Raw genomic sequence first — 14,640 nt, 5'->3', positions numbered from 1 at the left:
GGAGATCAGGACAAAAATGCGTAACCTCGCGATCAAATTTGCTGCGGTAGGCATCCTTGCCATGCTGGCGGCCCCCGCTTTAGCTGAAAATATCGAAGTGCATATGCTCAACAAGGGTGCCGAAGGCGCCATGGTTTTCGAGCCCGCCTATATCAAGGCCAATCCCGGTGACACGATCACCTTCATACCGATCGACAAGGGGCACAATGTCGAGTCCATCAAGGACATGATCCCCGAAGGTGCCGAAAAGTTCAAAAGCAAGATCAATGAGAACTATGTGCTGACAGTTACCCAGCCCGGCGCATATCTGGTAAAGTGCACACCGCATTATGCCATGGGTATGATCGCGCTGATTGCAGTGGGTGACAGCCCGGCCAATCTCGACCAGATCGTTTCGGCCAAGAAGCCGAAGGTCGTTCAGGAACGGCTGGAAAAGGTCATCGCCAGCGCCAAATAAGATTGACCGAAAACTCTCGATTAGCCGAACTTGAACCGGCTACATGACGAGGACATCATGACCAGACAGCCAAGCCTGCAGGCAGTACCTGCTGCGATGCCATCCGATCAAAAGGGTATGCCGCGTGGACTGAAAATGACTGGTCCCGTCCTCCTCAGCTATGGCTTCCGCCCATTTTTTCTGGGCGGAGCCATATGGGCCGTTCTGGCCATGCTCTTCTGGATATTGTCATTGACACTCGGAATGCCGCTGGGCGGCTCCTATGGCGGGTTGAACTGGCATGCCCATGAAATGGTGTTTGGGTTCTCCTCGGCTGTTTTGGCGGGCTTCCTGCTGACAGCCATTCCGAACTGGACCGGTGGCCTGCCGGTGTCGGGCATACCGCTTGCGGTTCTCTTCGGGGTGTGGATTGCGGGCAGGCTCGTGTTTCTGGAGCCTGATCTCGTCGATATACGGTTCGCCGTTGCGGTAGAAAGCTTGTTTCTGCCCTTGCTGCTTTTCATCTGCGGACGGGAAATCATTGCCGGACGCCAATGGAAAAACCTGAAGGTGCTGATCGGCGTGGCAACGGTTATGATTGCCAATCTCGTCTTTCATTATCTGATCCTGACCGATGGCGACGTGGCATTGGCCAACCGCATTGGTGTCAGTGCCTATGTCCTGCTGGTCATGGTGATCGGTGGGCGCATTGTGCCAAGCTTCACCCGCAACTGGCTCAACAAGATGGGGCGGACGCGCTTTCCGGTGCCGTTCAACCGCTATGACGGTTTCAGCATTCTCGTCGGTGTGGCCGCCTGCATCGGCTGGATCGCCGCACCCGATCAGACGATAACCGCCGTTCTGGCGTGGATTGCAGCCCTGTTCCATATCGTGCGGCTTTATCGCTGGCGGGGTTGGTCGGTGGCACGGGAAAGGCTGCTGCTTGTTCTTCATGTCGCCTATGCGTTTATCCCGCTCGGTTTCATCGCCATCGGTCTCTCGGCCATTGATCGCCTCAATCCTTATTCCGCACTGCATGTCGTGACGGTGGGTGCGATCGGCTGCATGATGCTGGCGGTCATGACGCGGGCCACCCGCGGCCATACCGGACGCGAACTGACGGCTTCGCCCGTCACGCAGGTCGCTTATCTTTGCCTTGTCGCGGCAGCGCTGATCCGCCCGCTGGCGGAAGTCATGCCGAATTTCTTCCATACTATCCTCGCCGCATCGGCTTTGCTCTGGATGGGCGCTTTCGGGCTTTATGTTCTCGAATATGGTCCGATGCTGTTACGCGAGAGACGCCAGCGCATGGCCGGCGCGTAATTCAGCTCATCTAATGCCATTTCTAAGAAGCAGTCCGTGGGTCGCCTACGGGCTGCTTTTTTGAGTTTCGGGAGGTGAGTCGCGACGCCAGAGCTGCGATTCGCCCCCTCTGAACGGCTGAAAACAAGGGTGTGGAAAGAAAAATCACACTCAAGATCACATTTAAATCGTTATAATGTTATGGCCGTATTGTTATGCTTTTGAAACGGTGTTACCGCAATTGGTGCCTGGGGCGCTGGTCCCGAAAAGACCGCAAAATCTCGGGCAACGCGAGCGCTTCGCACGCAATTGCCTTTGTGCAAATGCGCTCCGGCTTTGTTGTTTTTCTGCATGTCGGCGTCGGAAAGCCGGTCTCAGTTTCCGCGACATGCTTAAGGCTTTGCTTTGGCAAGGAGGTTGCCGCCGATGAATTTCGCCCCGCCAGTATCTGATATGCTGCAACTTGCCAACTGCATTCGCGCTCTTTCGATCGATGCCGTCGATGCCGCCAATTCCGGCCATCCGGGAATGCCGCTCGGCATGGCTGATGCAGCAGCAGTTCTGTTCTCGAAGCATCTGAAATTCGACGCGTCGACGCCGAACTGGGCGGACCGCGACCGTTTCGTGCTCTCCAACGGCCACGGCTCGATGCTGCTTTACAGCGCGCTTTATCTGGCGGGCTACAATGATGTGTCCATCGATGAGCTGAAGAACTTCCGCCAGTGGGGTTCGAAGACCGCCGGTCATCCGGAATATGGTCACACCGAAGGCGTTGAGCTGACCACCGGCCCGCTCGGTCAGGGTCTCGCCAGCTCGGTCGGCATGGCAATTGCCGAACGCGCGCTCGCCGACCAGTTCGGCAAGGATATCGTCGATCACCGCACCTATGTGTTCTGCGGCGACGGCTGCCTGATGGAAGGCGTTGGACAGGAAGCGATCTCGCTTGCCGGTCACCTTCGCCTCGGCAAGCTGATCCTGCTTTACGATGATAACGGCATCACCATCGACGGCAGCACGGAAATCGCCTTTACCGACGATATTCCGACCAAGTTCAAGGCGTGCGGCTGGAATGTCGAAAAGGTCGACGGTCACGATCATGATGCCATCGACGCTGCTCTGACGCGCGCCAGGGCACAGTCCGACCGTCCGACACTGATCGCGCTCAAGACCGTCATTGGCTATGGTTCGCCAAATCGTGCCGGTACGAGCGGCGTGCACGGCGCGCCGCTGGGTGCCGCTGAAAATGCCGCCACCAAGGCAGCGCTTGGCTGGACGGCTGAAGCTTTCGAAATTCCCGGCCCCTTGCTCAATGCGTGGCGTGAGGCCGGTGCGCGTGGCGTTTCGCAGCGTGAAGCATGGCAGAAGCGCGTCGATGCGCTGCCTGCAACCGAACGCGCCGAATTCGACCGTCGTATTGCTGGCGTTCTGCCGGAAGGCTTTGCAGCGGTCGTCGGCGATGCCAAGCAGCGTCTCCTCAACAAGCCGCAGAATGTTGCGACCCGCAAGGCAAGCCAGATCGCGCTTGAAAGCCTGACGGCAGCCCTGCCGGAAATGATCGGCGGCTCGGCTGACCTTACCCATTCGAACCTCACCCGCGTTCCTGCCGTCGATAGCGATTTCACGCCGGAAAAGAGCGGTCGCTATGTCAGCTACGGTGTGCGGGAATTTGCAATGGGCGCAGCCATGAACGGTATCGCGGTCCATGGCGGCTTCATCCCTTATGGGGGCACCTTCATGGTGTTCTCCGATTATGCCCGTAACGCCATTCGCCTTTCGGCTCTGATGGGCGTGCGTGTCATCCACGTGTTGACGCATGACTCCATCGGCCTTGGCGAAGACGGACCGACCCACCAGCCGGTCGAACATCTGGCCAGCCTGCGCGCCATGCCGAACCTTCATGTCTTCCGTCCGGCAGATACGATTGAAACGCTGGAATGCTGGGCTGTGGCGGTTTCCGATCCGCATACGCCTTCCGTTCTGGCCCTGTCGCGCCAGAACGTGCCGCAGTTGCGCACCGACAATGGCGAGAACCTTTCCGCACGCGGCGCCTATGTACTGCGCGAAGCAAAAGGCGAACGCCAGATCACATTGCTTGCCACGGGTACGGAAGTGTCGCTCGCTGTGAAGGCTGCCGAAAAGCTTGCCGAAGAAGGCATTGCAACGGCGGTCGTCTCCATGCCGAGCTGGGATCTGTTCGAAAAGCAGAGCAAGGATTACCGCAAGGGCGTTCTGGGCGATGCGCCGCGCATTGCTGTCGAGGCCGCAGGCAAGTTCGGCTGGACGCGTTATGTCGACAGTGAAGACGATGTGATTGGCATGGATGGCTTCGGCGCTTCGGCACCTGCCGAGGTGCTCTATGAAAAATTCGGCATTACGGCTGAGGCGATTATCGCCCGCGCCAAATTCTTGCTGGAGCAGGGCAAATGACGATGGCTGGCAATTTTTCTCCGCTGGTTCTGGTGGGCGATAGCGATCGCGTGGAAGCCGAAGCTGTCGGCGCTTATCTCGACAACTGGGCTGGCAAGGACGCGCTGCGCCTTGCGACCGCCGATGCAATCAAGGCTATTCTGGCTGGCGCAACGCGGCTTGCCGGTCGCATCGCACGCGGTTCGCTTCCCGGTGATCCGGGCAAGCTCGTCGGCGTCAACAGTGATCAGGACCAGCAGAAGTGCATCGATGTCGGTTCGCACAATCTGTTCGTTGAACTGCTGATTGCTGCGGGTGCCGCCTCCATTCTTTCGGAAGAAGCGGACCTCCCCGTGGCAGGCAAGGCCGATGGGCTGATCGCCGTTGCCATCGATCCGCTCGACGGTTCGGGCAATGTCGGTCTTGGCGCACCGCTTGGCACGATTTTCTCGGTTTTCCCGGCAGATACGGCAGAGCCATTCTTGCAGCCCGGTAACCGCCAGATTGCAGCCGGTTATGTTTCCTACGGCAATTCGATCGATCTCGGCTTTTCGGTCGGCGAGGGCGTAATCTTCGCGACCTTTGATCCGGCAAGCGGGATTTTCCATATCACGCGCCGTAATGTGACGCTGCCGGAACGCACGTCCGATCTGGCGTTCAACGCATCCGTCCAGCGGCATTTGTCCGCTGGCATGCAGGCCTATGTCAACGATGCATTCCTTGGCAAGGATGGTCCGCGCGGGCGTAACTTCAACATGCGCTGGCTCGGTGCTGCGGTGGGCGACATGCACCGCATCATGCAGCGCGGCGGCCTGTTCTTCTATGTGAATGACAGCCGCCCCGGCTATGAGAAGGGCCGTTTGCGGCTCGTCTACGAAGCCAATCCAATTGCTTTCCTCGCCCGTGAGGCGGGTGGCAAGGCGACCGACGGTTCGAGATCCATTCTCGATATCGTCCCGCAAACCTATCACGAGCGCAGTGCGCTGGTGTTCGGCGTGGCCGAAGAGGTGGATATCCTCGGCGAATATTTCGCGAAATAACCTGATCTGACATCGTCTGGAGCATTGGCAATGCTCCATCCATTTGTTTTTACGCGCATCTTGTTCCGAAAACCGTTTCACACTTTTCGGGATGCGCTCTAGGAGGCTAGAAATGGCGCGCATTACGCTGCGGCAATTGCTCGATCACGCCGCTGAAAAGGGTTACGGCGTCCCGGCATTCAACATCAACAACATGGAACAGGCGCTTGCCATCATGGAAGCGGCGGATGCCGCCGATGCGCCGGTGATCCTGCAGGCTTCGCGCGGCGCGCGTTCCTATGCAAACGACATCATGCTCCGTCACATGATGGATGCGGTAACGGAAATCTATCCGCATATTCCGGTCTGCGTGCATCTCGACCATGGCAACGAAGCCGCCACCTGCATGACCGCCATTCAGGCGGGATTCACTTCCGTCATGATGGACGGCTCGCTCAAGGCCGACGGCAAGACGCCTGCCGACTGGGACTACAATGTTTCAGTCACGCGTCAGGTCAGCGAGATGTCGCATCTCGGCGGTATTTCGGTGGAAGGTGAACTCGGCGTTCTGGGTTCGCTCGAAACCGGCATGGGTGATGCAGAAGATGGCCACGGCGCGGAAGGCGTGCTGTCGCACGACCAGCTTCTGACCGATCCGGACGAAGCTGTGAAATTCGTGCGCGAAACCAAGGTCGATGCACTGGCAATCGCCATGGGCACGTCGCATGGCGCTTACAAGTTCAGCCGCAAGCCGGACGGTTCCGTCCTCGCCATGAATGTGATCGAGGAAATCCATCGCAAGCTGCCGAACACGCATCTTGTCATGCACGGTTCGTCGTCGGTGCCGGAAGAGCTGCAGGAAATCATCAACAAGTATGGCGGCAAGATGAAGCCGACCTGGGGCGTTCCGGTTGAGGAAATCCAGCGCGGCATCAAGCATGGCGTGCGCAAGATCAACATCGACACGGACAACCGCATGGCGCTGACCGGCCAGATCCGCCGCGTCCTGCAGGAAGATCCAAGCGAATTCGATCCGCGCAAATATCTGAAGCCAGCAATGGCTGCCATGACCAAGCTCTGCAAGGAGCGCTTCGAGCAGTTCGGCACTGCCGGTCATGCTGCATCAATCCGTCCGATCCCGCTTTCCGAAATGGCGAAGCGCTATCGCGATGGTTCGCTGGACCCGAAATTCAGCTAAATTTGCTGTTACGGCAAAAGAAAAGCGGAGGGGAAACCCTCCGCTTTTCTGCTTTCGCGTTCCATTGATAATAGTTGATAAAGGCTTTATCCTGCAATTATGCAGACCGATGGAGGCCAACCGGATGATCAGCGCAGACCTTGGCAAGCAGCTTGAAAGCTACATTCAAGACCTCGTCAATACGGGGCGGTACGGCTCGAAAAGCGAAGTTTTGCGAGAAGGCGTACGTCTTGTGCAGGAACGCGAGATGCGTCTTGCCGCGCTTGATGCCTCCATCACGCGGGGTATTGCCGATGCCGATGCTGGCCGTATACACGGTTCCGAGGAGGTTTTTAGCGAGTTGCGTAAGCGCTACAAGGTGATGCTGACGGACACGACCGAATGAAGGTCCGCTTCACGGCTGAAGCAAGGACCGATTTGCAGCAGATCGGCGACTATATAGCGGAAAGACAATCCGCTCAGGGTCTTATCATTTATCGATGAGCTGGAGCAGGAATGTCTGGTGATTGCTGCCTCCGCGGAAGCTTTTCCGCTGGTGCCCCGATATGAAAAGCAGGGCATTCGGCGCAAGATTCATGGCAATTACCTGATCTTTTACCGTGTGGATGCCGACCAGTTGGTTGTCGTCCATATTCTGCATGGCGCAAGGGATTATGCAGCCATAATTCCTGAAAACTGAACCGGTTTTGTTATCACTACTTCGGCCCGGAAGACGCTTCCGACTTTCGGGCCGAGGCTATGAGTTCCGATCGATCAAGCCTTGTTGTATTTCGCGTCAACTTCGTTGATCGCGTTGACATTGCCAGCCGAGCGGCCGTTTTCGTCAAAGGTCTCAGCGAGGAAGGCGTCGGCAATGGTCTTGGCCACTTCCGAGCCGATGACGCGGGCGCCCATGGTAATGATCTGCGCATTGTTGGAGAGCGCTGCGCGTTCCGCCGAATAAGTGTCGTGCGTCAGCGCGGCGCGGATGCCGGGAACCTTGTTGGCCGCGATGCATACGCCGATGCCGGTGCCGCAAACGAGGATGGCGCGATCATAGGTGCCATCGAGAACGGCGGAAGCCACGCGGTCGGAGAGATTGGCGTAGAATGCATCCGCGCCAGCATCCGTGCGCGAGATTTCCGAGACCTCGAAGCGATCCTTGAGATGATCGGCGAGAACTTTGGCCAGACCTTCGCCAGCACTGTCGCCTGCTACTGCTACTTTCATGACGTTACTCCTTATTTGGATGCAATTTTGGCGGCGCATTTGGCCAGAATGTCGAGATAGCCTTCGACGTTCCATGCCGAGCGACCGATGAAAAGCCCGTCGATATGCGGGCAGGCGATCAGCTCTTCGCAGTTGCCCGGATTGACCGAGCCGCCATAAAGGCAAGGCACGCGGCGACCGAGCACGCTTTCTGCAACCGCAATGATTTCCGCTTGTCGCGCATCGGCATAGTCCGCCGATGCCGGGATGCCATTTTCGCCGATGGCCCAGACCGGCTCGTAGGCAAACAGGATTTCGGCCTGCTTCTGCGCATCGGAGAGTTTGGAAAGCGCGCCGCGTACTTCTTCTTCCAGCACTTGCGCCGCGCGTCCGCTTTCACGGTCTTCCAGTGTCTCACCGATGCAGATGAGCGGGATCAGGCCGTGACGCACGGCGGCTTCCACTTTCAGGCCAACAGTTTCGTTGGTTTCGCCGAAATGTTCGCGACGCTCCGAGTGGCCGAGTTCGACAATATCGAGATTGCAGTCCTTGAGCATCAGCGGCGAAATCTCGCCGGTCCATGCACCCTGATCGGCCCAATGCATGTTCTGCGCGCCGACCTTGACGGATGTGCCGGAGAGAATTTCCTTCACTTCGCGCACGGCGGTAAAGGGCGGAATGACGAAGCGCTGGATGTCCGACGAACGGTTCGCATCGGCAGTTTTCAGCGCTTGCGCGAAAATACGCGCTTCGGCCAGCGTCTTGTTCATCTTCCAGCTCGTGCCAATCCAGAATTTGGTCATGCTCAATTTTCGTCCTTTAGGTTTATGCGCAGTCGTCAGCGATGGTCAGTGCAATGCCAGCCTGTTCAAGATCGGCCAGTACAGTCGCGTCGGGGGAGGCATCGGTTATGATCGCGTCGAAATCGGAAAGATCAGCCATGACATGCAGTGCGGGGCGTCCGAACCGCTGGTGATTGACCAGAAGGCAGGTGCGGGCGGCGGATGCCGTCATGGCGCGCTTGGTGCGAACAACATTCTCATCCATGTGATAGACGAGCTTGCCATTGACTGCGGGCGAGGAAATGAAGGCGATGTCGGCGCTGAGATGCGACAGGGCCCCTTCCGTCAGGATGCCGAAAAACGCATTGAACTTGGCTGAATAGGTTCCGCCGAGCGCAATCAGATTGATCCCGTTCTCGCCCTTCAATTCATCGATGATGACGGCATTGTTGGTGATGACTGTCAGCGGGCGCTTTTCCAGAAGCATGCCGCCAAGGACAGCCGCCATGGAGCCGTCATTAATCATCACCGTCATGCCGGGTTCAACAAGCTCAAGCGCGGCGCGGGCCATTTTCTGCTTCGCTTCGCCGTCCTGCCGTTCGCGGAAGCGGAAATCGCTTTCGAACTGGGTGCCGGTATCGATCGTCGCACCGCCACGTACCTTGCGCAATACGCCGGAATGTTCCAGCGAATCCAGATCGCGGTGGATCGTCATTTTTGAAACGGCAAACCGATCCGCCAGATCGTCGAGATCGACAGCCTGATTTTCGATCAGAAGGTTGATGATCGCCTGTCTTCTGTCGTCGCGCTTCACGCTGTTTCCGATCTCATTGGCGGAACATTTTCTGCGCGAAGTTAAATCACAAAATCACAAAATAATCCATTGCAAAAATGTTACTTTGTTATTTTCCATCTGTCTTTTCAACGAGTGCCTTTGCCGTGCGTTCATCGGTGATGAGGCCGTAAAGACGCCCGCTTTTCAGCACGGCGCGGATGGCTTCTGTCTTGGGAAGACCACCGGCAAGCCCAACGATTCGGCTCATATCCGCGTTTTCCACGGAGGCGGCGATGGTGCGGGCCGTGAGCGCGGTTTCAAGGCGCTGGCCGTCCGCGTCGAAGAAATGCCCGAGCATTTCACCGACGCCGCCGAGGCTGGCAATCTCCTCGACCTCGGCCAGTTCTATCATACCGGATGTGACGAGCTGCGCTTGCGCATCGACGGTGCCGATGCCGACGATCTTCAGTTCCGCACGGCATCCCATGTCGAAAACAGTGACCACACCGCGCTGGGCGAGCAGCACTTCGCGGTCCTCCGCCGTGTTGGCGAAGAAGGGGACGGGCATCACATAGGCGGGCATGCCGGTCTTCTCGGCGATGCGGTGCATCACGTCATGCGGGTTGGCGGCAAAATTGCGCGTCAGGCCGCCGAGCAGCGAGACGAAACGCAGGTCGTTGGCGACGACACGCGGCATATAGCCCACCGCTGCAGAAAGCGTGCGGCCATGACCGATGCCGATGACCTCATGATCACCATGTTCGATTTCGCGGCGCATGAAATTCGCGCCCGCATGGCCGAGCGCCATCAGCGGCAGGCCCTCCTCGCCGATATCCGGCGCAACCTCGCAATAATCGAGGCCATAGAGATCCGCCAGACGGTTTTCGAGATCGATACATTCGGTGATATCACCGTCGATGGTCACTTTCACCGCACCATCGGCGACAGCCTTGGCGATGAGGCGATGCGCCTTCACCGAGGGCAGACCAAGGCGTTTCGCAACGGCTGACTGGGTCATGCCCGCCACGAAATGAAGCCATGCGGCGCGCAGCGCCAGAGAGTCGTCCGAATCTGCCATCTTAAAAGTGGTCGGCCCCTGTTTTTTCTAGAGCGGTTCCGATTAATACCGAATCGTTGGAACCGCCCTAACTATTTGTTTTGCCGCATTATCCGACGCAAAACCGCTTCGCACTTTTGCTGGAAATGCTCTATATCTTCAAATCCTTAGCGCCGGTGTCAATGTGCGGGGCCCAGAAAGCCACACTTTCCGCGATCTGCGGAATGACTTCACGGTCGTTCGGTTCGCGTTCCTTGAATGAAAGCTCGAGGCAGATTTCATTGTCCTTCGCGCCGCCTTCGGCAAAGGCTTTCAGAAGCGGTTCCGGCTGGATACGACCCTTGGCATTGAATGCCGCAGTGAATGGACGATGGCCGCCCTTGTCCATCAGGCTCTGCTTGATGTGGATGATCGGCGAGACTTTCGGGACAGCGCGTGCCCAGGCATAAGGATCGAAATCGTCGGGATTGGGCGAGGTCACGTCGCCGTGGTCTATATCGGCCATCATCCACATCGGAATTGCCATATCGGCAGCGGTCAGGCGATCCTGAAGCTTCATGCATTCGGCAATCGTCTCGCCAAATTCACGCCCGATGCTCATGGGTTCCCAGAACACATAGTCGAGACCGGCACGGCTCGCATGTTCGGCGACTTCCGCCCAGCAATCGATGGCGATCTTGATCAGATCTTCGCGGCGCGCAGCGTCATCGAAATCCTTATAGGTGAAGATTGCAAACTGCGTGCCGACCGACTTGCCGCCAAGATCGCCGATAATGTCGGCAAAGGTCTTGAACCAGTCGATATAGTAGCGACGCACTTCCGCATCCGGATGGCCGAAATGGTTGAGACGGCCATAGGGGCCGGTCATGCCCGAAGTGACACGAACGCCGGTGCGCTGCAAGGCCTTGTCCATGTCGCGCGTCAGACGGCGAATGGTCGAAGCCTGCCAGCTCGGATTGATGAATTCATGCGTGAGCTGAAGATCGCGCAGGCGCAGGTCGCGCGCAACGGTTTCGATCAGATCGTCCGGCTCGGCAAAGCGGTTGACCAGTGGATTGGTGTTCAGCGAAAGCGTAAGGGCCATGGCTTCCTCAGGCAGTAATATTTGCGTTGTCGAACCATGCGATGAATGCGGCACGTTCGGCTTCGGTCAAGTGCAGGTAATGCTTGGTACGGCGATAGAGAATGTCTTCCGCCGTCTTCGCCCATTCCCTGGCCACCAGATAGCGCACTTCCGCCTCATGGAAGTTGCCGCCGAAATGACGGCCAAGCCCTTCAAGGTTCTGTGCGCCTGCAACGACGTCTTTCGTGCGCGCACCGTAGAGGCGGCCATAATGATGGACGAGCGTGCGCGGCATCCACGGATAGGTGTCGCGCAAGCTATTGGCGAAGGTTTCATAATCGGCATTAGCGATTTCGCCGCCGGGAAGCGGTGCGCCATGCGTCCAGTCACCGCTCATCTTCGGGAAGATATGCTTGAGGCGATGCATGCCGCGCTCTGCCAGCTCGCGAAACGTGGTGATCTTGCCACCGAAGACGTTGAGCAGCGGTGCGTCGTTGGTTTCATCGAGATCGAAGACATAATCTCGGGTGACGGCGGATGGATTGCCCTTGCCGTCGTCAAACAGCGGGCGCACACCGGAGAAGGAATGCAGCACGTCTTCGCGCCTGAGCTTTTCCTTGAAATAGCGGTTCACCGCCGTCAGCAGATACTCGATTTCCTTCTCGTCTGCCGCAACATCTTCCGCACGGCCTTCATAGGCGATGTCGGTTGTGCCGATCAGCGCCTTGTCGCCCTCATAAGGATTAATGAAGATAACGCGCTTGTCGTGGTTCTGGACGAGATAGGCATTTGCGCCTGACCAGAATTTCGGAACAATGATGTGGCTGCCTTTGACGAGACGTACATTGCGCGACGAGTTGGAACCGGCAACATTGTGGATGACATCCGTAACCCACGGTCCGGCGCAGTTGACGATGCAGCGCGCGCGGAATGTGCGGGCCTCGCCTGTGTCGCTGTTTCTGGTCTCCACGATCCAGCCGCCTTTTTCGCGGCGGGCGGAAACGACAGGCGTGCGGGTCAGGATAGTCGCGCCCTTTTCGGCAGCGCCCACCGCATTGAGCGCTACAAGACGGGCATCATCGACCCAGCAATCGGAATATTCAAAACCCTTGGTGTACTGGTCGAGGATCGGCGTGCCTTCCGGATCGCGCCGCAGATCCAGCGTGCGCGTACCGGGAAGCTTCTTGCGACCGCCCAGATGGTCATAGAGAAACAGGCCGAGCCGCACCAGCCAGGCTGGACGGTCCTGCGGGCTGTGCGGCAGCACGAAACGCATCGGCCAGATGATATGGGGAGCAGCGTTCAAAAGCACTTCGCGCTCGATCAGCGCTTCGCGCACAAGGCGAAACTCATAATATTCGAGATAACGCAGGCCACCATGCACCAGCTTGCCGGAGCGCGATGATGTTCCCTGCGCCAGATCGTCCTTCTCCGCCAGCACAACCTTGAGGCCGCGCCCGGCGGCGTCACGGGCCACGCCCGCGCCGTTGATACCACCGCCGATGACAAACAGATCGCAGGTTTCCGGTTCAGCCATTTCATGCTCCTTCGGATGCAATCGCATCCCATAGTCTAGAGCGCATTTCGATCTGATTGAATCAGATCGGCGCTCTAAGTGTTTGTTTTGAACCGCGCATCTTATCCGAAAACCGTTTCACACTTTTCGGGATGCGCTCTATATGCGTGCCAACTTGTCCCATACCGGCGTCAGTGCCAGCCGAGCTTCCTGATAGGCAACGAAGAGTTCCTCATAGTGCTTTGCGCGCGGACCGTCCGGGGCCTCGCAAGGGCCAAGCAGCGGCTCGACCCATTCCGCAATACACGCATCCATGCTGGGATAGGCGCCGATGGCTACCGCCGCCATCATAGCGGCGCCTGCGGCTCCCGCCTCTTCACGCGAGGAAACGCGCACCGGCGCATTCACTGCTGCGGCAAGGGTGCTGCGCAAAGCCTTTGAGCGTGCGGCACCGCCGGTGATGCGCAATTCGGCAGGCATTTCACCCATGGCTGCGTAACAATCGCGCGTCGCCATACCGAGGCCCTCGACAACCGAGCGCACCATTTCGGGGAAACGGTCGCGGCTGGAAAGACCAATGAAGCCGGCTCGTGCATAGGCATTGACGAAGGGGCCGCGTTCTCCGGCTTCCGAAATATATGGATGATAGAGGATCGCGCCGGGACGGCTTGCATTGAACCAGTCATCAAGGCGGGGAATAAGGTCACCGAGCGAAATGGGCTTTTCCGGTGTCGACATCAGATCGGCAGCGACCTGCAATATCCAGTCTATATTGATCGTTGCGCCCATATTGGTCTGCACCTGCGTAACGATACCGGGGATGGGCAGTGCGATGACGTAGCCGGTGCCTTCCTTGTTCAGATGGATATCGGCAACCGGCTTGGCGCGCATATGCACGCCTGTGGAACCGATGGTTGAACATCCAGCGCCTGCTGTACCGCCGCGCACGCCTGCGCCAAGCGCGGTCATGGCCATGTCCACATAGCCAAGGCTGACAGGTGTGCCAGCCTTCAGGCCGGTGGCGGCTGCTGCTTCAGGGGAAAGCGGGTGCTGCACTTCGGTGCCGTCGATGATTTCCGGCAACAATCCACGGCGTTTCGTCAGGCCGAGTGCATCAATGACCGTATCGTCGTACTGGCGATTACGGAAGTTGCCGAAGGTGAAGCTTGCTTCCGAGGGGTCGGTGGCGCGGACACCGGTCAGGTTGAGGTAAAGCCAGTCCTTGCAGTGGAGCGCGACTTCGGCATTGTCGAGCAGCTCGGGCGTGATGCTATCCATATGCGCCATCTGGGAACCCTGCTGGCAGGTGTTCAGCCCGGTGCCGGTCGCTTCAAAGCGCGCGCGGTTCATGGGACCTGCGGCAAGACGTGTGACCGTCGTTGCCGCGCGGGCATCGAGCCATAGCCATGCATCGCCGACCGGCTGGTTGTCGCGACCGACAAGCCAGGTGCCATCACCCTGTCCGGTAACGGCTATCGCTACGGTACGTTCGGCAAGGCCCGGCATTTTGGCGGCAAGGTCGCGCAATGCGCGCGCGCAGTCCTGCCATGTCTGGGAAAGGGATTGTGTGACGGCGCCATGATCGCCGGTATCGTATTTGTTGCGAACAGCCGCCGTTCCGATCTGGCGTCCGCCGAGGTCGAAAGCGACTGCCTTGAGCACGGATGTGCCCGCGTCGATCCCGATGATGATGTCACCTGTCTCACGCATGGCGGATATGTGCTTTCATAGACATTTGGATTCCTCCGGCGACTGAAAATACGTCGCTCGCAGCCCTGTTTATAATGAAATCGGGCGATGGCGTATGCTGGAGATAACATAACGCTACCACGTTGTCTGTAAAATTTTCGATGGCGAGCATTTTTTTTCACTAAACAGTGATTGCAGGGGAAATCGCT

The 14,640-nt window shown here is 58.1% G+C and carries 14 protein-coding genes; 7 read left to right on the top strand and 7 right to left on the bottom strand.

Annotated features, from left to right (window positions below; all coding sequences use genetic code 11):
- Window positions 1–16 precede the first annotated feature (16 nt).
- The 7 genes from ACYSN1_RS13190 to ACYSN1_RS13160 all read left to right on the top strand — a co-directional run bounded on the left by ACYSN1_RS13190 (window position 17) and on the right by ACYSN1_RS13160 (window position 7,040).
- A complete protein-coding gene (locus tag ACYSN1_RS13190) occupies window positions 17–457 on the top strand; it encodes a pseudoazurin (RefSeq protein ID WP_140020897.1) in 441 nt (146 codons plus the stop codon).
- A 57-nt stretch (window positions 458–514) separates the two neighbouring features.
- Window positions 515–1,759, top strand: a complete 1,245-nt coding sequence (locus ACYSN1_RS13185; RefSeq protein ID WP_461726093.1) for an NnrS family protein — start codon at window positions 515–517, stop codon at window positions 1,757–1,759.
- Window positions 1,760–2,164: 405 nt separating this feature from the next.
- Entirely contained in the window at window positions 2,165–4,165 is a 2,001-nt protein-coding gene (gene tkt / locus ACYSN1_RS13180) for a transketolase (RefSeq protein WP_461726092.1), read from the top strand.
- Window positions 4,162–5,184, top strand: a complete 1,023-nt coding sequence (locus ACYSN1_RS13175; RefSeq protein ID WP_461726091.1) for a class 1 fructose-bisphosphatase — start codon at window positions 4,162–4,164, stop codon at window positions 5,182–5,184. Before tkt ends, ACYSN1_RS13175 begins: the two co-directional genes overlap by 4 nt.
- Before the next feature lie 112 nt (window positions 5,185–5,296).
- A complete protein-coding gene (fba, locus tag ACYSN1_RS13170) occupies window positions 5,297–6,361 on the top strand; it encodes a class II fructose-bisphosphate aldolase (protein WP_010660864.1) in 1,065 nt (354 codons plus the stop codon).
- A 124-nt stretch (window positions 6,362–6,485) separates the two neighbouring features.
- Complete coding sequence (locus tag ACYSN1_RS13165; protein WP_461726090.1) at window positions 6,486–6,746, top strand: type II toxin-antitoxin system ParD family antitoxin; 261 nt, start codon at window positions 6,486–6,488, stop codon at window positions 6,744–6,746.
- Window positions 6,747–6,863: 117 nt separating this feature from the next.
- The gene (locus ACYSN1_RS13160; RefSeq protein WP_461726089.1) at window positions 6,864–7,040 is read left to right on the top strand and encodes a type II toxin-antitoxin system RelE/ParE family toxin; all 177 of its coding nucleotides are present in this window, start codon (window positions 6,864–6,866) and stop codon (window positions 7,038–7,040) included.
- A gap of 74 nt (window positions 7,041–7,114) precedes the next feature.
- Here ACYSN1_RS13160 and derI read toward each other — a convergent pair whose 3' ends face one another.
- From derI to ACYSN1_RS13125, 7 genes are all read right to left on the bottom strand, one after another.
- The gene (derI, locus tag ACYSN1_RS13155) at window positions 7,115–7,570 is read right to left on the bottom strand and encodes a D-erythrulose-4-phosphate isomerase (RefSeq protein WP_461726088.1); all 456 of its coding nucleotides are present in this window, start codon (window positions 7,568–7,570) and stop codon (window positions 7,115–7,117) included.
- Between the two features lie 11 nt (window positions 7,571–7,581).
- On the bottom strand, window positions 7,582–8,352 hold the full coding sequence (locus ACYSN1_RS13150) for a triose-phosphate isomerase (RefSeq protein ID WP_461726087.1): 771 nt from the start codon (window positions 8,350–8,352) through the stop codon (window positions 7,582–7,584).
- Between the two features lie 22 nt (window positions 8,353–8,374).
- A complete protein-coding gene (locus ACYSN1_RS13145; RefSeq protein ID WP_461726086.1) occupies window positions 8,375–9,145 on the bottom strand; it encodes a DeoR/GlpR family DNA-binding transcription regulator in 771 nt (256 codons plus the stop codon).
- A gap of 88 nt (window positions 9,146–9,233) precedes the next feature.
- A complete protein-coding gene (locus tag ACYSN1_RS13140; protein ID WP_461726085.1) occupies window positions 9,234–10,184 on the bottom strand; it encodes a sugar-binding transcriptional regulator in 951 nt (316 codons plus the stop codon).
- A gap of 130 nt (window positions 10,185–10,314) precedes the next feature.
- Window positions 10,315–11,247: a TIM barrel protein gene (locus ACYSN1_RS13135; protein ID WP_461726084.1), complete on the bottom strand. Its 933-nt coding sequence runs from the start codon at window positions 11,245–11,247 to the stop codon at window positions 10,315–10,317.
- Window positions 11,248–11,254: 7 nt separating this feature from the next.
- Entirely contained in the window at window positions 11,255–12,763 is a 1,509-nt protein-coding gene (locus tag ACYSN1_RS13130; RefSeq protein WP_461726083.1) for a glycerol-3-phosphate dehydrogenase, read from the bottom strand.
- 138 nt (window positions 12,764–12,901) lie between these two features.
- Window positions 12,902–14,452, bottom strand: a complete 1,551-nt coding sequence (locus ACYSN1_RS13125; protein WP_461726082.1) for an FGGY family carbohydrate kinase — start codon at window positions 14,450–14,452, stop codon at window positions 12,902–12,904.
- Window positions 14,453–14,640 lie beyond the last annotated feature (188 nt).

This window comes from Brucella sp. LJL56, from assembly GCF_054871705.1.
This window is presented reverse-complemented; position numbering and strand designations above follow the sequence as displayed.